Consider the following 20,869-nt stretch of genomic DNA (forward strand, 5'->3'; position numbering starts at 1 on the left):
CCAGTTCTGTCCACGGCACCACCAAATTCATCTCATCGAGGAACACGCGCTTGCGCGTCCTCTTGGTGACAAGCTCGTATCCGCTGGCAGCAAGGCTGATTTGTTTCATCGACATATAACGCTTCTCGGAACTCACCGGTTGGCTGAGTTTTGCAGAGATTCCTTAGAGCAGCAGCGCGTTCACCCGCTTCACATAAGCCGCCGGGTCCTCAGGCAAGCCGCCTTCCGCCAGCAGCGCTTGGTCGAACAGGATGTGCGCCAGGTCGTCGAAATGGTCGCTGGCTTCGAGCTTTTTCACCAGCGGGTGCTGGGCATTAACCTCCAGAATCGGCTTGACCTCAGGTGCGGCCTGCCCCGCCTGCTTGAGCATGCGGGCCAGCTGCGTGGACATGTCGCCGTCCTGCACCACCAGGCAGGCCGGTGAATCGACCAGACGCGTGGTGGCGCGCACGTCGGTGGCCTTGTCTTTCAACGCTTCCTTCAGCCTGTCGAGCACGGGCTTGAACTGGGTCTGGGCTTCTTCAGCAGCTTTTTTCTCGTCCTCGTCCTGCAACTTGCCGAGATCGACCGCGCCTTTGGCCACCGACTGCAGCGGCGCACCGTCAAACTCGTGCAGGTAGTTCAGTGCCCATTCATCCACACGGTCGGTCATGAGCAACACCTCGATGCCCTTCTTGCGGAAGATCTCAAGCTGAGGGCTGTTCTTGCCGGCGGCCTGGGTGTCGGCGGTGATGTAGTAAACCGCGTCCTGGCCCTCTTTCATGCGGGCCTTGTAGTCGGCAAAACCGACACTGGTGGTGTCGGTGGTCGAGCTGGCAAAACGCAGCAGCTTGGCCAGGCGCTCGCGGTTGGCGAAGTCTTCGCCCAGGCCTTCTTTGAGCACTGCGCCGAACTCCGCATAAAAACTCGCGAACTTCTCCGGATCGTTGGCGGCCAGGTCTTCGATCATTGAAAGCACACGCTTTGTGCAGCCTTCGCGGATGGCCTTGACGGCGCGGCTTTCCTGCAGCAACTCGCGCGAGACGTTGAGCGGCAGGTCAGACGAATCAACCACGCCCTTGACGAAACGCAGGTAGACCGGCAACAGCGCCTGCGCATCGTCCATGATGAACACACGCTTGACGTAGAGCTTGACACCCGCCGCCTTGTCGCGGTTGAACAAATCCATCGGCGCCTTGGCCGGGATGTACAGCAGCTGCGTGTATTCGGTGGAACCTTCGACACGGTTGTGGGTGCTGGCCAGCGGTGCCTGGCTGTCGTAGCTGATCTGCTTGTAGAACTCGTCGTACTGCTCCTGGGTGATGTCTTTTTTGGCACGCGTCCACAGGGCTGCGGCCTGGTTCACGGTTTCCCACTCGTCGGTGGTGACCATGCCACCGGGCTGATCGTTTTCGCCCTCCTTCCATTCTTCCTTCCTCATCAGGATGGGCAGCGAAATGTGGTCGGAGTACTTGCTGATGATGCTTTTGAGCTTCCAGGTGTTGAGGTACTCGCTGGCGTCGTCCTTCAGGTGCAGGATGACGCTGGTGCCGCGCTCGGCACGGTCTATGGTCTCGACCTCGAAGTCACCGGTGCCGGCGCTGCTCCAGCGCACACCCTCGGCCGCCTGCAGGCCGGCGCGGCGGCTTTCGACCGTGATCTTGTCGGCCACGATGAACCCGGAATAAAAGCCGACGCCGAACTGGCCGATCAGCTGGGCGTCGTTTTTCTGGTCGCCCGAGAGTTTGGACATGAAGTCACGCGTGCCGCTTTTGGCAATCGTGCCCAGGTGCTCAACGGCTTCCTGCTCTGACAAACCAATGCCCTTGTCGGTGATGGTGATGGTTTTGGCGGCCTTGTCAAAGCTCACGCGTACATCGAGATCGGGCGTATCTTCGTAAAGCTCCGGACTGTTCAGCCCTTCAAAACGCAGTTTGTCGCAGGCGTCGGATGCGTTGGAGACCAGTTCGCGCAAAAAAATGTCGGGGTTGGAGTACAGCGAGTGCGTGACCAGCTTGAGCAGCTGGGCAACTTCGGCCTGGAAGGAAAGGGTTTGTTTGTTCATGGTCTGGGTTCTTGAAATTCGGGGAATAGACAAAACGCCTCTGGAATTAGGGGCGTTATCGCTTGTTTCAAGAGCCGATTATCGCGGGTCGGCGAAGGGTGCCTCCTGCAGCTCTCCCAAAAAAAAGCGGCCTCTTGCGAGGCCGCCTGGGGGCATGAGACAGCCCCGGGAACAAATCCCGGGCCGAACCATTACATATTGACAAACCGGTCGCTGTTGTCGCCTGCATTGAGCACCGCGTATTCACCATTGTTGCGGGCGGTTGACAGTTCTGCCTGCACTTCAGCGCGAGTCTTGGTCGATGGTGCAACTTGCGAAGCGAAGGCATCGCGGTAGTCGCCGCCCACTATCAGGACCGAGTATTCGCCGCTGACACGTGCAGCAGCCAGTTCTGCGCGGACCTGATCGCGCGACTTGATCGATTTGCCGGGGTGGGCAACAACGACATCACCGTAGTTGACGCCGGACTGTACCGCATACGCGCCGCTGGACTGAGCGAATGCGCTGCCTGCAGCGAGGGTGGCCAGGGTAAGGACGACTGCGAAAGAAGAAGACTTGTTCATGATGATGACCTTTTAAGTGAATGGTTTAAAACCGGAAGTTCGGCTGGGGCCTGGCTCTTTCAGGCTCAAACTTCAACCGTGATCTCACTGTATTTGGCGCAAATTAGGCCGTCATGAGCTAAGTCTTAGCTGACGATGAGCAAGGCGCTGAAACCATTTCGACGCGCGCGATCAGGCCGCTGCGGTCGTCGCGGTTGCGCAGCGTGATGCGCATGTCGCAACGCTGCGCGGCCGCCTGTGCTATCGCCAGACCCAGCCCGCTGCCGCGCGCGTCGCCGCCGGGCACGCGGAAGAAGCGGTCGAACACGCGTTGCAGCAACTCTGGAGGAATGCCCGGCCCGGTATCCACCACCTCGATGGCCAGTTTGCCGTGATCGATCAGCACGCGTACATCAACGACCCCGCCTTGCGGCGAATAACGCAGGGCGTTTTCGATCATGTTGTCGACGACGCTGCGCAGATCGGCGCTGGAGCAGGTCAAGGTGGCAGCTTCCGGCGCCACGCTGGAAGCTTCCAGGCCCAAGTCGATGCCGCGCTGGTCGGCCAGCGCGATCAGCGTGTTGATGCTCTCGTGCAGCACCTGGTGGACGTTGACCGGGCTGCGTGTGGCCTGCGGCGCAGACTCCTGGCGCGACAGCCGCAGCAGCTGGTCCACCAGCCGCTGGGCCCGCAACACGCCGGCTTCGAGCTGAGCGAACCGCTGAGCTGGTGCGCCGGCTGAAAAATCGCCACGCAGGTTCTCCAGCTGCAGGCTCACCGCCGTGATCGGGGTGCGCAACTCGTGCGCGGCGTCCTGCACAAAACGGCGTTGTGTCGCAAAAGCATCACGCAGTCGCGTCAACAGGCTGTTGAAGGACTGCACCAGTGGCGCAATTTCTTGCGGCACGCGGTCCAGCGGCAACTCGGCAATGCTGTGTTCGTCCTGCGCCGCCGCCTGGCGCGCGATGTCGGCGATGGCCACCGACATCATGGCGGCCACGCACCAGAGGATGAATGCGGACAGTGGCAGCAGCAAAAGCACCGGCAGGGTGGCCACACCCACCCGCTCAGCCGCCAGGTGCCGCCGGAACTCTCCGCTTTGCAGCACCTGGACGCGGCGCGACCCGTTCGCCTCGCTCAGACCCGTGGTGTAAACGCGCCAGGGCGTGCCATCGGCCCGGACATTGTGAAAGCCTTCGCCCGCTTGCAGCTGCGCGGTCATCCCGGGCCAGGAGTTTGATCGCACCTGGCCGGTGGCATCGAACACCTGCACCACATAGCTGCCCCACTTGTGCACCCGTTCGCCTGTCAGGGGCGGCAGCATGAGGTCGTGATCCTGCGTCACGATGGATTCGCCCAGCAACTGCATCTGGTCGTCCATGAAGGTGTTGACCATGCGGTTGTAGCTCCAGTAGGCGAAGCCGGCCGATGCCGCGCCCACCAGCAAAAACACCGGCAGCAACCACAGCAGCAGCGCCCGGCGCAGCGAGCACAAACGGCCTGCGGGAAAAACATGAATCATCATTCGCCGGCTCCAGTCGAGGGTGTGGGCTCGGGAGTCGTGGCGGTGATGCGCCAGCCGAGGCCGCGTACATTGCGGATCACATCGGCGCCAAGTTTTTTGCGCATGCCGTGAATCAGCACGTCCACTGCATTGCTCATGACTTCCTCGCCCCAGCCGTAGATGCGGTTTTCCAGCTGGTCGCGCGACAGGATGGCGCCGGGCCGCTCCAGCAGCGCATGCAGCAGAGCGTATTCGCGCGCCGACAGCGCCGAGGTTTCACCGTTGACCTGCACCTCGCGCGTGGTCAGGTCCAGCTTGACCACCTCGTTGCCGATCACCGAATGTGCGCTGCCGTCGCGCCGGCGGATGATGGCCCGCATGCGCGCCAGCAGCTCGCCGAATTCATAGGGCTTGACCAGGTAGTCGTCGGCCCCCAGGTCCAGCCCGCCTATGCGGTCCTGCAGCCCGTCGCGCGCAGTGAGAACCAGCACCGGCGTGGCGTCGCCGCGCGTGCGGGCCTGGCGCAACACCTCCATGCCGTCGCGCTTGGGCAGGCCCAGATCCAGCAGCACACAGGCATAGTTACCGTCGGCCAGCGCGCTTTGCGCCAGCATGCCGTCGCGCACCCAGTCGACCGACCAGCCATTGGTCTCCAGCGCCTGCTGCAGACTGCGGCCAATCATGTCGTCGTCCTCGACCAGCAGCACGCGCATCAGGGGCTCCGCTGCTGCGGCTGCAGGCCATCCCAGCGGGCCTGTTGCCGGGCCGCTGCCACCAGCAGCGCGCCGGCGCAGAGCAGCGCTGTCATACCGGCCAGGTTCAGGTACAGGGCAGTGGTTGCGCCAAAGTCCGGCGTGGCCAGCGCGATGCCCACGAAGCCGGCCTGACTCAGCAGTCCCGCAATCACCACCGCCGGGCGAATCCCGCGGAACAGGGCCGCGCCCAGCAGCGCGGCGGCCAGCACGGCAATCAGAAACTGATGGTGCAGCAACAGGGCGCCGTCGGCAGGCGGCAGCGCCCACAACACCAGGGCCGCGATCAGGCCGACGGCGAACAAAATGGCGCGGGCAAGGTGTTCAGGCAGTGTGTCCATGGCAGGCGGGGATGAGGTGATGGAAACTGTATCTTCGTCCTGCCGAATTAGCCCCGGATTAGGCCCGCATTCAGGCCAGCCAGCGCAGCACTTGCGCCGCCACCTGCGGGCTGTGCATCAGCGCGATATGGCCGGTATCCACCGCGATCGACTGCCGGTCGGCCGCAAAGGCCAGGCTGCGCGCGGCATCGGCGTGCTGGCCCAGCGCGCTGGACAGTGGCACCAGGCCGTCGCCCAGCGCCGCGTTCAGCTTCGAACGGCCACCCGCGGCAGGCTCGGCGCCTAGCGTTGCCGCGACCGCGAAACAGGCCACGCCCTGGGGCAGCGGCAGGGGCAGCCGCCCGTCCGGACCGGCGGCGAAGCGGTCCGCGTCCTGCCAGTCGCCGGGCAGCACATGGCCGTAACGCAGGTCGGTGATGCCGGCGCTGCGCAGCTGACCAATCGCCGCGAAAGGACGCGTGACCACGTTGCCGCCGAGTGCCGTATCCACCCAGTTGCCAAGTTTTTCCAGTGGCGCGCCGTGGTGCGGCGTGCCCAGGAACACCAGATTTTTCAGCTCTTGCGGCCAGCGCAGTCCAGTGGCGGCGGCGCTGTGACAGGCAGCGCGGGCTACCAGGCCGCCCATGCTGTGGGTCAACAGGCTCAGCTCCTGCACCGGCTGTGGCCAGGCCTGCAGCAAGTGCTCGAGCAGCGTGGCCAGTTGCCCGCCGTTGACGGAGGTGTGCAGGCCGGTGTTGTAGTGCAGGTAAACCGGCGTGTAGCCCAGTGCCTGTGCCAGCTGCTCGCCAAGATCGGACTGGCCCGGCGCGGGTCGCCACTGCAGGTCGTTCATGCACAGCCCGTGCACCAGCAACAGGATTTTTCCGGTGGTCGCAGGCAGGCGCTGCGCCAGCGCTGCCTTCTCCAGCGGCAGGCTCAGGCCGTCCCGCCGCAAACTCATGGTGATGGCCAGCGGATTGGTGCTGTCCTCCAGCTGGTCCCCCAGCACCCCATTCAGGACAGACAACATGGCTTCGCGTTGCGGCGACGAGGTTTTGGCTGCGATGCGCGACGCGGTGCGCGCGAGCACGCTGTCCACAGCGCCGCCAGCCAGGCGCGTCACACCCCGGATGCCACCATAGACCAGCCCGGTAATGCCGGCTTTTTTGACGCCGGAGGAACCCGCCTCGCGGTTCACAAACTGCTGCCCGGCCCGGCCGAAGGGCGCGGCGACCGCCTTGTAAACATTGCCCTGGACTTTTTCAGCAATGTCCGTGACGCCCAAGGTGCCGCGGGTGGCGAGCTGCGCCAGCCCCTGGATGTCGGACAGGTGCAGCCAGCCGGGCAGGTTCAGGCGAATGCGAGGCGGGAGCCCGGTGGCGGGCGAGGGTTGTGTAGAGGGCATGGGCTGATTGTGGCGCGATTGCGGCAGCCATTGTCGTTGGGGCCACCATCACCGGTGACTATTGATAAAATCCGCATCCAGCCCTTGTAGGACATGCGCAGACAGCTATCAATTCAATAGCAACCGGTGCCTGAGGTGGCAGCTAGAAGCGCTCGTGCGGCGCCAGATAACGCCACTGGCCCACGGGCAGATGGCCAAGGTTGACCATGCCGATGCGCACACGTTTGAGCCCGGTCACAAACAGGCCGACCTGCTCGCACATGCGGCGAATCTGGCGTTTTTTGCCTTCCTTGAGCACAAACCGCAGCTGCTCGGGGTTTTGCCACTCAACACGCGCCGGCCGCAGCGGCTCGCCATCCAGGCTCAGGCCATGACACAGCAGGGCGAGCTTTTCCGGGGGAAAGGACGCCTGCACATTGGCAGTCTCGGCGCCATAACTGACACGCACCAAGTATTCCTTCTCCACCTGCGAGTCTTCGCCGATCAGGTGGCGCGCCACCCGGCCGTCCTGCGTCAGCACCAGCAGGCCGATGGAATCGATGTCCAGCCGGCCCGCCGGCGCCAGGCCGCGCAATTGTTCATGGCCCCAGCGCATGCGGCTGTTGCACTCGCGCCAGCGGTTTTGCGGCTGCACCAGCACCACGGCCGGTTCGTGGCCGTCTTCGGCCTGGCCGCTGACATAACCGACCGGCTTGTTGATCAGGATGGTGACCTGCTGGCGCTGCTGCTGCTCGGCTTCACGCGCCACGTCGATGCGGGCGTTGAGCGCCACGGGCTGGCCTATCACGGCAGGTGCGCCGTCGACGCGTACCCAGCCGCGCGCGATCCAGTCGTCAGCCTCGCGGCGCGAACACAGGCCGAGTTCGGCCATGCGTTTGTTGAGACGAACCGTCGCGCTGGTCGGGGCCGCTGCCGCGCGAACACGTACTGCGCCGCTGGTCGGGGGTTTGGGGGGAGGGTGTTCAGACATGGGATAGCGGCATTTTATGGCCGCGTCATGCGGCAAGCAGCGGGGGCAGCTTTTCCAGCAGCAAGTCCACCACGACACGGGTTTTCAAGGGCAGATAACGTGTGTGCGGCCACACCACATGAAGCTCATAGCCAAAGGGGAAGGGCTCGTCAAACAGCTGCACCAGCGTGCCCTCGCGCAGCGCGTCTGCCACCAGCCACACCGGCAGGCGGGTCAGGCCTACGCCGGCGTGCGCTGCGCTGGCCATCATCTGCAGATCGTCAAAACAAAACCGCGAGCCAACCGCAACTTCGACACGCTGGCCGCGTGTATCGTTGAATTCCCAGGGTTTGACCCGCCCGCCACGCCCGTAGACGATGGCTTGGTGCCCGGCCAGCTCGTCCACGCTGCGCGGCCAGCCCTGCTCTGCAAGGTAAGCAGGCGCAGCACACACCACCATGCGCTGCATACCCACGCGCCGCGCGACGTGCGTGGCGCTGTCGCGCAACGGCCCGCTGCGCAGCACCAGGTCCAGCCCCTCGTCCACCAGGTCGCTATAACGGTCGGAGAACGAAGCCTCCAGAGCCAGCTGGGGGTGCAGCCGCGCCAGCTCCAGCAACAGCGGCCCCACACACATGCGGCCAAACAGCACCGGCATGCTCAGCCGCACACGCCCTGCTGGCGTCTGCCGTGCAGCGTCCATGCTCGCATCGGCCGCGTCCAGTTCGGCAAACACACGCTGGCAACGCTCGTAATAGGCCTGACCGTCCTCGGTCAGGCTCTGGCTGCGTGTGGTGCGCAGAAACAGCCTCACCCCCAGGCGTGCCTCCAGCCGGGCAATGCTTTTTGCCACAGCAGAACGCGTCAGTTGCCGGCGCCGCGCCGCGAGCGCGAAACTGCCCGCGTCCACGGCCGCTACAAAGTCTTCAATGCCGCTCAGTCGGTCTGGTTTGGGATTCATGATTGGATCAGTAGATTCAACATTCTGATGACTAATTTACTCCACTGGAGATACTCAGGATTCAATAGCATTGTGTTGTCTCTCGCACGTCATCGCAACTCCCTAAGCAAACGAAAGCAAGCTCATGCAAAACACCCTCAAACGCTGGCAACTGAGCCGCTTCGGCACCGATCAGCTCAGCCTGGAAGAACATCCTCTGCCGACACCGGGGCCAGGGGAGATACTGGTCCGGGTGGAAGCCGCTGCTTTGAACTACCGGGACAAGCTCATGATCGACAACGGCATGGGCATGGCGCTGGCGATGCCCTTCAGCCCAGGCTCCGACATGTGCGGTACGGTGGTTTCCTGCGGTCCCGGCACCAGCCGCTGGCGTGCAGGAAAGCGCGTGATCAGCACTTTCTGGGCAGGCTGGACCGATGGCGTGTTTCCCGCGCAGGCGATTCCGCTCGGTGGCCCCGGCCCCGGCATGCTGGCCAGCCATGTCGTGATCAACGAGCGGTGGGCCGTGGCGGCACCGAAGTCACTTTCTCCCGTGCAGGCCAGCACTCTGCCTTGCGCCGGACTGACCGCCTGGTTTGCGCTGGTCGAAACCGGCGCGCTGCGCGCCGGCCAGACCGTGCTGATTCACGGCACCGGCGGTGTGGCGCTGTTCGGGCTGCAAATTGCCCGAGCCCACGGCGCCAGCGCCATCGTGCTCTCCGGCAGCGACGAAAAGCTGGCAAAAGCACTGGCTCTGGGCGCCAGCCACGGCATCAACCGCCACACCGAGGCCGACTGGAGCGCGGCCGTGCGCGCACTGACCAGCGGGCGCGGCGTCGACCATGTACTGGAATTGGTGGGGGGCGCCAACTTGGGTCGCTCGCTGCAGGCCACGGCCCAGGCCGGCCGCGTATCCGTTATTGGCGTCCTGGAGGGAACCGAGGTCAGCAGCTCGGTATTTCCGTTCCTCGGTGCGCGCGCCATAGTGCAGGGAATTGGCGTGGGACATCGCCGGGCACTGGAAGATCTGGTGCGCGCCGTCGACACCACTGGCTTGCAGCCGGTCATTGCAGCAGAATATCCCCACACGGCATTGCCCGAAGCACTGGCCCATCTGGCACGTGGCCCGTTTGGCAAGGTGGTGGTCACCTTCTGAGGCCGGATTCCTGGTGCCGCTATCTGGCAGACACGCTGGAGCGCAGTGCCGCCAGGTCAAGCACGCGCAGCCCACCGTATTCGATACGGATGATGCCCTGCGCCTGCAGATGGGCCAAGGCCTCGTTCACACGTTGGCGCGACAAACCGACCAGGTAAGCCATCTCCTGCTGGGTAATGCGCAGGATTTCACCAACCCCCGGATACAACACCGGGTTGAACAGTGCCGCCAGGCTGCGCGCCACCCGCAGATCGGGGTTGTTCATGCGATCAATCTCGCGGGCGGCAATGAACTGGCCGAGCCGCTCGTTGAGCTGGTTCATCACAAAGCGGTTAAAGCCGATGGAGTGGTCAAGCAGCCAGTGGAAGGTGTCCACCGGCAGACCAGCCACCACGCTTTTACGCAGCGCCTGAATGTTGTAACGGTAGGGCTCGCGCTTGAGGGCCGTGCCCTCGCCGAACCAGCCGCCTGGCGGCAAACCGGCGAAGGTCATGGTCGCGCCCTGCGCGTTGTCGCTGCTCATTTTGAGCAGGCCCTCCACCACGCCAAACCAGTAGGTCACGGGCCGCCCGATCCGGCACACATGGTCACCCGGCAAAGCGTCACCCACCTGCAACTCGGTGAGCGCTCGCTCCCGCTCTGCGGGCAGCAACAAATGCAACCACGGAATGCCGGCAAGTTCATCGGCAGTGGGGATGCGACGGCGCTGACGCAGGGACAAATCACTGGACATAAGTTTAGAAATTTTTTCCGAGTTGACTCGGGAAAGTCCGGACAGGGAGCACCCTTGGATTGTCGTTGGATGGACATTTCGCCGCCAATTGAAAGCATAGCATCGCCACCTTCATACACCAAGCCTCATGTCTCCACCCGTTTGAAAGACCGCCATGAAAACAGAACGCAAGCTTCCCGCTTTCGCGCCCCTGGCTTGCGCCAGTCACCCAAACCTGGGTCGCCGCAAGGTACTCGGCGCCTTGGCCACACTGCCTGCGCTCGTGCATTCGTCGCTGCATGCGCAAGACAATGGGATCATCAAGATCGGCCAGTCCATCGCACTAAGCGGGCCACTGGGCGAATTGGGACAAGCCATGCACCAGGGAGCCAAAGCCTGCTTTGCAGCAGTCAACGCCCAGGGCGGCATTGCGGGACGAAAGATCGAACTCAGCGCGCTGGACGATGGTTATGACGTCAAACGCGCGTTGGCCAATCTCGACACCTTCCTGGCCGACAAGGCCACCTTCGCCCTGTTCAACTGCATGGGCACGCCGATGATCGAAGCCATGCTGCCCAAGGTGGTGGAAACGGGTATTCCGTTCTTTGCGCCGTTCACCGGCGCCTTGCTGGCTCGTCCAGGCAAAGTGCGCAATATTTTCAACATCCGCGCCAGCTACCCCGAGGAAGCCGAACAATTGGTACAACATCTGTCCACCATCGGCATCAAACGCATTGCCATCGTCTACCAGAACAACTCCTTCGGCAAAGAGGTCTATGAAGGTGCCAGGCTGGCGATGGAAAAGCACAAGCTCACCGGGTCAGCTGTGGTCACGGTTGAGGACAACGCTTCGGATGCGGGCAGCGCCGCGACCAAATTGGCCGAATCCAACCCCGAGGCCGTGCTCGTCGGTCTGGCCGGCAAGCCAACCATCGAATTCGTCAAGGCCATCCGCTCTCTGCGCAAGGGCTTGCCGCTTTATGCGCTGTCCATCATGGGCTCATCCGCCACCATCAAGTCGCTGGGCGACGATGCAACCGGTATCGCCATCTCGCAGGTCATGCCCTTGCCGACCAACACGACGGTGCCCGTGGTGCGTGAATTCCAAGAAGCCTGGAAAGCGACGGGCGCACAGCAGGGGGCCTCGCATCTGGCGCTGGAAGGCTATGTCAACGCGCGGGTGTTCGTCGAAGTACTGCGCCGTGCGGGACGCGGCTTGACGCGTTCCAGCTTTATCGAAAACGCATGGGGCCTCAAACGCTACGACCTCGGTGGCTTCGAGATCGGATTCAGCGAACCGGGCAAAAACGCATCCCGTTTTGTGGAGCTCACGCTGGTCGGGCGCGACGGCAGGTTCATTCGTTAGGGGCTCGCCTGAGTGCTCGGGGACATCCCAATAGGACTTACCCGCAAATTGTCGTTGCAATGACAACACAACGTCAAACCCGGTCTTACTATTCTTTTCATACACCGACTCTGCGTCACGAGAAACCGCCGAAAAACTGGAGACAAGTTCCGAATGCAGACCACCTTCCCCCGACTGCTGTTGAAACACGCTGCCGAACGCCCCACGGCGCCCGCCATGCGCGAGAAGGAATACGGCATCTGGCAGGCCCACAGCTGGGCCAGCATGGCCACGCTGGTGGAACACATCGCCTGCGGCCTGCACCAGGCAGGGCTGCAACGCGGCGAACACATGGTGGTTATCGGCGCTAACCGTCCCCGGCTTTATGCCACCATGCTGGCAGCGCAGTCTGTGGGTGCCATTGCGGTGCCGCTGTACCAGGACGCGGTCGGCGCCGAATGCGTCTTCCCCATCACCAACGCCGACGTGCGGTTTGCCATGGTCGAGAACCAGGAGCAGGTCGACAAGTTGCTGGAGATCCGCAGCCAGTGCCCGCAATTGACCCACATTATCTTTGACGACCCGCGCGGCCTGCGCAACTACCAGGAGACTGGCCTGGTTGCGCTGGACGCGCTGATCGCTTCCGGTCAGGCCCTGGCCGGACAACAGCCGGGCTTCTTCAAGGCTGAAGTCGAAAAGGCCCAGCCCGATGATGTGGCGGCGATGTTTTTCACATCCGGCACCACCGGCAACCCCAAGGGCGTGGTGCACACCCACCAGACCCTGCTGGACCGTGCCCAGGCAGGTGCCGAGTTCGACAAACTGGCCAGCAGCGAAGAAGTGCTGGCTTATCTTCCGCCCGCGTGGATTGGACAGAACATCTTTTCGTATGCGCAATGGCTGGCCTGTGGTTATGTGGTCAATTGCCCCGAAAACGCCAGCACAGTCACCATCGACCTCAAAGAAGTCGGCCCCACCTATTACTTTGCGCCGCCGCGCGTGTTTGAAGGCCTGCTGACCAGCGTGATGATCCGCATGGAAGACGCGGGTGCGATCAAGCGCCGGATGTTCCACTTTTTCATGGACGTGGCCAAACGGGTCGGACCGGCGCTGATGGACGGACAGCCGGTTAGCGGCGGCGATCGGCTGCTCTACGCGCTGGGACAAGTGATGGTTTACGGCCCGCTGCGCAACAACCTCGGTTTTTCGCGGGTGCGCGTGGCCTACACCGCCGGCGAAGCCATCGGCCCGGACCTATTCACCTTTTACCGATCCATCGGCGTCAATCTCAAGCAGCTCTACGGCTCGACTGAAACGGCCGTGTTTGTTTGCCTGCAACCCGACAACCAGGCACGCGCCGACACCGTGGGCATACCGATCAAAGGGGTGGAGATCAAGGTGGCCGACAACGGCGAGATCCTGGTCAAATCAGCCGGCTTGCTCAAGTCTTATTACAAGAACCCCCAAGCCACCGCCGAAGTACTGACCGCCGACGGCTGGTACCACACCAGCGATGCCGGCTTCCTGGACGCCGCCGGTCACCTGAAGATCATCGACCGCGTGAAAGACGTGGGCCGCATCAAGGGCGGCGCCAACGACGGCGCGATGTTTGCGCCCAAATATGTGGAGAACAAGCTCAAGTTTTTTCCGCACATCAAGGAAGTGGTGGCCTACGGCGATGGCCGCGAAAAAGTCTGTGTCATGCTCAACATCGACTTTGATGCGGTGGGCAACTGGGCGGAGCGCCGCAACCTGCCCTACGCCGGCTACACCGACTTGGCGCAAAAGCCCGAGGTCTACCAGCTCATCAAGGAGTGTGTGGAAAAGGTCAACGCCGACCTGAGCGTGGACACCCTGCTCGCAGGCTCGCAGATCAGCCGCTTCCTGGTGTTGCACAAGGAGCTTGACGCCGACGACGGTGAGCTCACGCGCACCAACAAGGTTCGCCGCGGTTTTATCGCTGACAAATACCAGCCCCTGGTCGATGCGCTTTACAGCGGCAAGACCGAGCAGTTTATTGAAACCGTGGTGAAGTTTGAAGACGGCCGCAGCGGCAGCGTGAGCGCCACGTTGAAGATTTCCGATGCACAGACCTTTGCACCGGTGAAGGCGGCAGCATGAAAAAGATCGGCGACGTCATCCTCGACGTGAACAACATCAGCCTGAGTTTTGGCGGGGTCAAGGCCTTGGCGGACATTTCCTTCAACGTGAAGGAGCATGAAATCCGCGCCATCATCGGCCCCAACGGTGCCGGCAAAAGCTCCATGCTCAACTGCATCAACGGTGTCTACACGCCGCAGCACGGCAGCATCACCTTTCGCGGTCAGACCTTCAAGCATATGAACAGCCACCAGGTGGCTGCGATGGGCGTCGCGCGCACCTTCCAGAACCTGGCGCTGTTCAAGGGCATGAGTGTCCTCGACAACATCATGGCTGGGCGCAATCTGAAGATCAAAAGCAACCTGCTGCTTCAGGCACTGCGCATTGGCCCGGCTCAGAGGGAAGAGTTCCAGCACCGCGAAGCGGTCGAAAAAATCATTGACTTCCTGGAGATCCAGGCCTACCGAAAAATGCCGGTTGGGCAACTGCCGTACGGCCTGCAAAAACGCGTGGACCTGGGCCGCGCGCTGGCCATGGAACCACAGGTGCTGCTGCTCGACGAACCCATGGCCGGCATGAATGTCGAGGAAAAGCAGGACATGTGTCGCTTCGTGCTCGATGTCAACGACGAATTCGGCACCACCGTGGTGCTGATCGAACACGACATGGGCGTGGTGATGGACATCTCCGACCGAGTCGTGGTGCTGGACTACGGCAAAAAAATCGGCGATGGCACACCGGACGAAGTGCGTAACAACCCGGATGTGATCAAGGCCTATCTCGGAACAACCCACTGAATATGTACAACAACCAACGCACGCGCACTTTCTTTTCCAGCAGCCGCGATGGAACCGGCTTTGCCGGGCCGTATGCGGCGTCCCCTGGAAGGGGAGAGGCGGCTACGCGCAGCGAGCCCGCAACAGGGGTGAGGTAAATTCCGATGGCATTTTTTCTCGAAACCCTTCTTGGTGGCCTCATGGCCGGCATGCTGTACTCCCTGGTGGCGCTGGGCTTTGTGCTGATCTTCAAGGCCTCGGGCGTCTTCAATTTCGCACAGGGCGCGATGGTCTTGTTTGCGGCGCTGGCCATGGCGCGATTTGCAGAGTGGATTCCACAGTGGACAGGTGTTGAAAACAAAATTGCAGCCAACCTGATCGCGTTTGCAATTGCCGGCGTCATCATGTTTGCTGTCGCCTGGCTGGTGGAGCGCCTGGTGCTACGCCATCTGGTCAACCAGGAGGGCACGACTTTGCTGATGGCGACGCTAGGTATCGGGTATTTTCTCGATGGCCTCGGGCAGTCGCTGTTTGGCAGCGCGATTTACAAAATAGATATCGGCATGCCAAAAGAGCCGGTTTTTGCCTTCAGTTCGGTATTTGAAGGCGGCTTGCTGATCAACAAGGAGGACCTCTACGCCGCCATGATCGCCGCCGTGCTGGTGGCGCTGCTCAGCGTATTTTTTCAGAAAACCTCGACCGGCCGGGCTTTGCGTGCAGTGGCCGACGATCACCAGGCAGCGCAGAGCATAGGCATACCCTTGAATCGCATCTGGGTGATTGTCTGGTGCGTGGCTGGCGTGGTGGCACTCGTGGCCGGCATGATCTGGGGCAGCAAGCTCGGTGTTCAATTTTCCCTGACAACCGTGGCCTTGCGCGCGCTGCCTGTCGTGATCCTGGGCGGGCTGACGTCGGTCCCCGGGGCCATCATCGGCGGACTGATCATCGGTGTCGGTGAAAAATTGTCTGAAGTTTTTCTGGGCCCCTATGTCGGCGGCGGTATTGAAATCTGGTTCGCCTATGTGCTGGCTCTGGTCTTTTTGATGTTTCGCCCTCAAGGCTTGTTCGGCGAGAAGATCATCGATCGCGTATAGATATGAAGCCCCCACGTTTGTCACTTCGTGTACTGCACTGCCCCCCGAGGGGGCCGCTGCGCCTGCGGCCCGGCAAAGCCGGTTCCACGGCCCCTGCTGAGCGGGGCACCGTCCCGCGCAGATATTCCTCCATCGCGATCTAACGGCGTACCCACATGTTCTACAGAGAAAACGGTCAATTCAAAACCAGTTATCGGGCGGACAGCCAGATCTTTCCAATCACGCAGGACCGGTTGGGCATGCTGGTGCTGTTTGTCATAGCTATTGTGGCCATCCCGCTGCTTGCCGATGAGTACTTGCTGCGGGCGATTTTTATTCCTTTTGTCATCCTGTCGCTGGCCGCGCTCGGTGTGAATATTCTGGTGGGTTACTGCGGCCAGATCTCGCTGGGATCGGGCGCCTTCATGGCGGTGGGTGCGTATGCGGCTTACAACTGTTACGTGCGTATTGACGGCATGCCGCTGATCGCCGCCCTGCTGCTCGGGGGCTTCTTCGCCACCTTGCTGGGCCTGTTTTTCGGGGTGCCCAGCCTGCGCGTGAAAGGGCTTTATCTGGCGGTCACCACACTGGCGGCACAGTTCTTCTGCGACTGGGCCTTTTTGCGGGTCAGCTGGTTCACCAACAACAGCTCGTCCGGCTCGGTGGCGGTGTCTAACCTCAGCCTGATGGGCTGGCCCATCGCCTCGCCCGCCAGCAAGTACCTCTTCTGCCTGGGCTTTTTGATCGTCTTCGGGCTGATGGCGAAAAATCTGGTGCGCGGCGCTGTAGGGCGTGAATGGATGGCGATCCGCGACATGGATGTGGCCGCTGCAGTCATAGGCATCCGGCCCATGTATGCCAAATTGAGCGCCTTTGCAGTCAGCTCTTTCATTGTGGGCGTTGCCGGCGGCCTGTGGGGGTTTGTACATCTGGGCTCGTGGGAGCCTGCGGCGTTTTCGATCGACCGGTCATTTCAACTGCTGTTCATGGTGATCATCGGCGGCATGGGCTCCATCATGGGCAGTTTTTTCGGCGCGGCCTTTATTGTGATCTTGCCGATTTTTCTGAACCAATTTTTGCCAGCTCTTGGCAATCTGGTGGGGATTGATATTTCAACGGCTGCCGTGGCGCACGCTGAAATCATGATTTTCGGCGCCCTCATCATCTGGTTCCTCATTGTCGAGCCCCACGGTCTGGCCAAGCTGTGGAGCGTGGGCAAACAAAAGATGCGCCTATGGCCTTTTCCACATTGACATATTGCTCACCATCGATCCCGCTGATTTTTTCGTTCGTTAAACCATGGCATCTCCGATGCCGCATTAAGGAGACAGGCATGAAAGTTCGTAACCTTGTTTTGGCCAGCATGCTGGCCACCCTTGGGACCGGGGCGTTTGCCCAGGCCAAGGAGCAGTTTTTCCCGGTCTTGACCGGTCGCACCGGCCCGGTGGCACCCAATGCCACGCCCTGGGCCAACGGGCATAACGATTACATGAAGCTGGTCAATGCGCGCGGCGGCATCAACGGCGTCAAAACACTGGTGGAAGAATGTGAAACCGCCTACGCCACCGACCGCGGCGTGGAGTGTTATGAGCGGCTCAAGGGTAAACACGGCGGCGCAACCGTCTTCCAGCCGCTGTCCACCGGCATCACCTTTGCCCTGACCGAAAAAGTTCCCGCCGACAAAATCCCCATGATCACCTCCGGCTACGGCCGCAGCGACTCTGCCGACGGTGGTATTTTCAAATGGAACTTTCCGCTGATTGGCCACTATTGGGTGGCTGGCGACACGGTGCTGCAACACATCGGCAAACAGGCCGGCGGCATGGACAAGCTAAAGGGCAAGAAAATTGGCGTCGGTTACCACGACAGCCCGTTCGGCAAAGAGCTGCTGCCCATCCTGCAGGAGCGCGCAGCACAGTACGGCTTCACGCTGCAACTGCTGCCGATCGCCGCGCCTGGCGTGGAACAAAAGGCCACCTGGCTGCAGGTACGAAGAGATCAGCCCGACTACGTGATTCTGCAAACCTGGGGCGTGATGACACCCACCGCGATCAAGGAAGCCCAGGCCGTTGGTTATCCGCGTGAAAAAATGTTCGGTACCTGGTGGTCCGGCGCAGAGCCCGATCTGAAAGACATCGGCCAGGGCGCCAAGGGTTACAGCGCGGTGATGATGCAGCACGGCGCAGAGCCGCAATCTGCTGTGGTCAAGGAAATTCTCGAAAAAGTCCATGCCAAAGGCCAGGGAACCGGTCCCAAAGACGAAGTGGGCAGCGTGCTGTACATGCGCGGCGTGCTCGGCGCATTGCTGGCCACCGAAGGTGTTCGTGCAGCGCAGGATCGCTTCGGCAAAGGCAAGGTTGTCACCGGCGAGCAGGCGCGTTGGGGTTATGAAAACCTGAACCTGACCCAGGCCAAACTGGACGCCCTCGGCTTCAAAAACGTCATGCGCCCGGTTTCGACCAACTGCGTGGACCACATGGGCTCTGCCTGGGCGCGTGTGCACCAGTGGGATGGCAGCAAGTTTGTCTGGACCTCGGACTGGCTGCAAGCGGACGAACAAGTCATTCGTCCCCTGGTGAAAAATTCTGCCGAAAAATACGCCGCAGAGAAAAAACTGACACGACGTGCCGCTGCGGACTGCCAGTCCTGATCTGATGGCATGAGGCTTCAAGCCCTCCTGCGGCGCAGGAGGGCAGCGGCTCAGGCGAGCCGCCAAATGTGAGCGCTTCAAACCTGTTGCAGCGCTGACATTTGGCCCCCACAAGCAAGAACATTCCATGGAACAACCCAAAATGACCAGCGATATTGTCCTCAACGTCAATGGCATCGAAGTCATTTACAACCACGTGATCCTGGTGCTCAAAGGGGTATCGCTGCAGGTGCCACAAGGTCGCATCGTGGCCATCCTGGGCGGCAACGGCGCGGGCAAGACCACCACCTTGCGCGCCGTCTCCAACCTGCTCAAGGGAGAGCGCGGGCAAGTGACCAAGGGCTCCATTGAGCTGCGCGGCGAACGCATCGAAAACCTGTCGCCTTCTGACTTGGTTCAACGCGGTGTGGTCCAGGTGATGGAGGGCCGCCACTGCTTTGCCCATCTGACGATTGAAGAAAACCTGCTGGCCGGCGCGTACACCCGAAAAAGCAAGGTTGAGATCGCTGCCAATCTGGAAAAGGTCTACAACTATTTTCCGCGTCTGAAGACGCGGCGCACGTCCCAGGCCGCCTACACCTCGGGTGGCGAGCAGCAAATGTGCGCCATCGGCCGCGCGCTGATGGCCAGTCCCACCATGGTCCTGCTGGACGAGCCCTCGATGGGTCTGGCACCGCAGATCGTCGAGGAGGTGTTTGAAATTGTCAAAGACCTCAACCAGAAGGAAAAGGTGACCTTTTTGCTGGCCGAGCAAAACACCAACATGGCGCTCAAATACGCCGACTACGGCTACATCATGGAAAGCGGCCGGGTCGTGATGGACGGCGCTGCGGCTGATCTGGCCAGCAACGAGGACGTCAAGGAGTTCTATCTTGGCATGGGCGGCGGTGAGCGCAAAAGCTTCAAGGACGTCAAGAGTTACAAGCGCCGCAAGCGCTGGCTGGCCTGAAGGAATGGCATGAAAGAATTTTTCGACGAACTCGAAACCCGCGACCCCGGCGTGCGCGAAGCGGCGCTGATGGCGGCACTGCCTGCGCAGGTGGCACATGCGCAAAAGTCGTCGTCGGCATTTGCTGCCATTCTGGACGAGGTTGAGGCAACATCCGTGCACTCGCGCGAGGCGCTGGCTCGCTTGCCTGTTACCCGCAAGCATGAGCTTCTGCAAAGGCAGCAGGCCAGCCGGGCGACAGACCCGCTGGGCGGTTTCTCCACGTTGGTGCGCGGTCCGGCCATGCCCAGGGTGTTCGCATCGCCCGGCCCCATTTATGAACCGGAGGGAAGCACCCCGGATTACTGGCGCGCCGCGCGGGCCGTTTTCGCAGCTGGCTTCCGGGCGGGCGATCTGGCACACAACGCTTTCAGCTACCACATGACCCCCGGTGCCTTCATCATGGAATCGGGCGCGCACGCGGTCGGTTGCACGGTTTTTCCTGCCGGCACCGGTCAGACCGAGCAGCAACTTCAGGCGATTGCCGAACTCCGGCCAGCCGGCTATCTGGGCACGCCCAGTTTTCTTCGCATTCTGGTGGAAAAAGCATTGGAAAGTGGCAGCAACATCTCGAGCCTGCGAAAGGGCCTGACCGGCGGGGAGGCGTTGCCGCCCAGCCTGCGCGACTGGTTTGCCGGCCACGGGCTGGCGGTCTACCAGAGCTATGCCACAGCCGACCTGGGCCTGATCGCCTATGAAACGCCAGCGCGCGAGGGGCTTGTGCTGGACGAGGGCGTGATTCTCGAGATTGTCCGGCCGGGCACCGGTGATCCCGTGGCGGAAGGCGAGGTCGGCGAGGTGGTGGTGACCGCGCTGAATCCGGGCTACCCGCTGATCCGCTTCGGCACTGGCGACCTGTCCGCGATGTTGCCCGGCCCCTGCCCCACGGGCCGGACCAACCAGCGCATCAGGGGCTGGATGGGGCGCGCCGACCAGACCACCAAGATCCGAGGCATGTTTGTCCATCCCGGGCAGGTGGCCGACATCGCCAGGCGTTTCCCGGAGGTGCTCAAGGCCCGCCTGGTGGTGAGCGGCGAGATGGCCAGCGACAGCATGACGCTGCAGGTCGAGACCGCCTCCGTACCGCAGGGCCTGGAAAGCCGGATCAGCGAAGCCATCCGGGACATCACCAAGCTGCGCGGCGATGTCGAACTGATGGCCCCGGGAAGCCTGCCCAACGACGGCAAGGTGATTGAGGACGCCCGCAGTTACAAGTAGAGCCCCACGGTCGTTCACTGCGTGTAACTCCCGGCCCCCCCGAGGGGGCCGCTGCGCCTGCGGGCCGGCAAAGCCGGTTCCGCGGCCCCTGCTTGAACTTAAGAGTGCGGGCTGTAGCGCTCCGAAGCGTGCGCGGAGGGCCAAGCGACGCCCTCGCGGACCTGCGTGCTTGCCCTTACGTAGTTCCCGCGATGGACAGTACCCGGTCCGTTTGTAGACTGGCTATGTAAATAAATCACCGGAGACTATTCATGAAACGCCTGCTCGTACTTGAATCGCCCCGGGTTTCATGGAGGCTGTTTGGTTTAAGTCATGCCTCCACCGTGGAGGCTTGACTGGCGAGTTGCCGGTAGTAGTTTGCCTCAGCTTCTGCCGGAGGTATATATCCGATAGGG

18 protein-coding genes and 1 pseudogene are annotated in these 20,869 nt (G+C 62.0%); 9 read left to right on the top strand and 10 right to left on the bottom strand.

All coding sequences use genetic code 11. The features are described from left to right. The 9 genes and pseudogenes from H0W47_RS14675 to H0W47_RS14715 all read right to left on the bottom strand — a co-directional run. A pseudogene (locus H0W47_RS14675) lies at window positions 1-109 on the bottom strand (IS5/IS1182 family transposase); the annotation flags it as partial. A 54-nt stretch (window positions 110-163) separates the two neighbouring features. Further along, window positions 164-2,044 carry a molecular chaperone HtpG gene (gene htpG, locus H0W47_RS14680; protein WP_296925671.1) on the bottom strand — a complete coding sequence of 627 codons (1,881 nt, stop codon included), beginning with the start codon at window positions 2,042-2,044 and terminating at the stop codon, window positions 164-166. Window positions 2,045-2,235: 191 nt separating this feature from the next. Beyond that, window positions 2,236-2,607, bottom strand: coding sequence for a DUF4148 domain-containing protein (locus H0W47_RS14685; RefSeq protein WP_296925672.1), 372 nt, complete (start codon window positions 2,605-2,607; stop codon window positions 2,236-2,238). Window positions 2,608-2,725: 118 nt separating this feature from the next. Continuing rightward, window positions 2,726-4,111, bottom strand: coding sequence for an ATP-binding protein (locus tag H0W47_RS14690; protein WP_296925673.1), 1,386 nt, complete (start codon window positions 4,109-4,111; stop codon window positions 2,726-2,728). After that, the gene (locus H0W47_RS14695; protein ID WP_296925675.1) at window positions 4,108-4,803 is read right to left on the bottom strand and encodes a response regulator transcription factor; all 696 of its coding nucleotides are present in this window, start codon (window positions 4,801-4,803) and stop codon (window positions 4,108-4,110) included. Before H0W47_RS14695 ends, H0W47_RS14690 begins: the two co-directional genes overlap by 4 nt. Continuing rightward, complete coding sequence (locus H0W47_RS14700) at window positions 4,803-5,183, bottom strand: hypothetical protein (protein WP_296925677.1); 381 nt, start codon at window positions 5,181-5,183, stop codon at window positions 4,803-4,805. Before H0W47_RS14700 ends, H0W47_RS14695 begins: the two co-directional genes overlap by 1 nt. A 70-nt stretch (window positions 5,184-5,253) precedes the next feature. Beyond that, entirely contained in the window at window positions 5,254-6,567 is a 1,314-nt protein-coding gene (locus H0W47_RS14705; protein WP_296925679.1) for an alpha/beta hydrolase, read from the bottom strand. A 142-nt stretch (window positions 6,568-6,709) separates the two neighbouring features. After that, a complete protein-coding gene (locus H0W47_RS14710; RefSeq protein WP_296925681.1) occupies window positions 6,710-7,537 on the bottom strand; it encodes a pseudouridine synthase in 828 nt (275 codons plus the stop codon). A gap of 25 nt (window positions 7,538-7,562) precedes the next feature. Next, a complete protein-coding gene (locus tag H0W47_RS14715) occupies window positions 7,563-8,477 on the bottom strand; it encodes a LysR family transcriptional regulator (RefSeq protein ID WP_296925683.1) in 915 nt (304 codons plus the stop codon). A 124-nt stretch (window positions 8,478-8,601) separates the two neighbouring features. On the opposite strand from H0W47_RS14715, the gene H0W47_RS14720 reads away from it, so the two are divergent. Beyond that, window positions 8,602-9,612, top strand: coding sequence for an NAD(P)-dependent alcohol dehydrogenase (locus tag H0W47_RS14720; protein ID WP_296925685.1), 1,011 nt, complete (start codon window positions 8,602-8,604; stop codon window positions 9,610-9,612). Between the two features lie 19 nt (window positions 9,613-9,631). On the opposite strand, the gene H0W47_RS14725 is transcribed toward H0W47_RS14720, so the two are convergent. Further along, complete coding sequence (locus H0W47_RS14725; protein ID WP_296925687.1) at window positions 9,632-10,345, bottom strand: Crp/Fnr family transcriptional regulator; 714 nt, start codon at window positions 10,343-10,345, stop codon at window positions 9,632-9,634. 154 nt (window positions 10,346-10,499) lie between these two features. Here H0W47_RS14725 and H0W47_RS14730 point away from each other — a divergent pair, with 154 nt between their 5' ends. The 8 genes from H0W47_RS14730 (at window position 10,500) to H0W47_RS14765 (ending at window position 20,474) form a co-directional block, all read left to right on the top strand. Continuing rightward, a complete protein-coding gene (locus tag H0W47_RS14730) occupies window positions 10,500-11,690 on the top strand; it encodes an ABC transporter substrate-binding protein (RefSeq protein WP_296925690.1) in 1,191 nt (396 codons plus the stop codon). 153 nt (window positions 11,691-11,843) lie between these two features. Continuing rightward, the gene (locus tag H0W47_RS14735; RefSeq protein ID WP_296925692.1) at window positions 11,844-13,790 is read left to right on the top strand and encodes a long-chain fatty acid--CoA ligase; all 1,947 of its coding nucleotides are present in this window, start codon (window positions 11,844-11,846) and stop codon (window positions 13,788-13,790) included. Beyond that, window positions 13,787-14,566, top strand: a complete 780-nt coding sequence (locus H0W47_RS14740) for an ABC transporter ATP-binding protein (RefSeq protein ID WP_296925694.1) — start codon at window positions 13,787-13,789, stop codon at window positions 14,564-14,566. Before H0W47_RS14735 ends, H0W47_RS14740 begins: the two co-directional genes overlap by 4 nt. 143 nt (window positions 14,567-14,709) lie before the next feature. Continuing rightward, window positions 14,710-15,639 (top strand): branched-chain amino acid ABC transporter permease, encoded by a 930-nt coding sequence (locus H0W47_RS14745; protein ID WP_296925696.1) that lies wholly within the window; start codon window positions 14,710-14,712, stop codon window positions 15,637-15,639. A gap of 155 nt (window positions 15,640-15,794) precedes the next feature. Beyond that, complete coding sequence (locus tag H0W47_RS14750; RefSeq protein WP_296925698.1) at window positions 15,795-16,871, top strand: branched-chain amino acid ABC transporter permease; 1,077 nt, start codon at window positions 15,795-15,797, stop codon at window positions 16,869-16,871. An 80-nt stretch (window positions 16,872-16,951) separates the two neighbouring features. Further along, entirely contained in the window at window positions 16,952-18,268 is a 1,317-nt protein-coding gene (locus tag H0W47_RS14755) for an ABC transporter substrate-binding protein (protein WP_296925700.1), read from the top strand. A 127-nt stretch (window positions 18,269-18,395) separates the two neighbouring features. After that, the gene (locus H0W47_RS14760) at window positions 18,396-19,217 is read left to right on the top strand and encodes an ABC transporter ATP-binding protein (protein WP_296925702.1); all 822 of its coding nucleotides are present in this window, start codon (window positions 18,396-18,398) and stop codon (window positions 19,215-19,217) included. Between the two features lie 9 nt (window positions 19,218-19,226). Further along, window positions 19,227-20,474, top strand: a complete 1,248-nt coding sequence (locus H0W47_RS14765; protein ID WP_296925703.1) for a phenylacetate--CoA ligase family protein — start codon at window positions 19,227-19,229, stop codon at window positions 20,472-20,474. The last annotated feature ends 395 nt before the right edge of the window (window positions 20,475-20,869 follow it).

Source organism: Polaromonas sp. (assembly GCF_013817205.1).
In the GTDB taxonomy this organism is placed as follows: domain Bacteria; phylum Pseudomonadota; class Gammaproteobacteria; order Burkholderiales; family Burkholderiaceae_C; genus Polaromonas.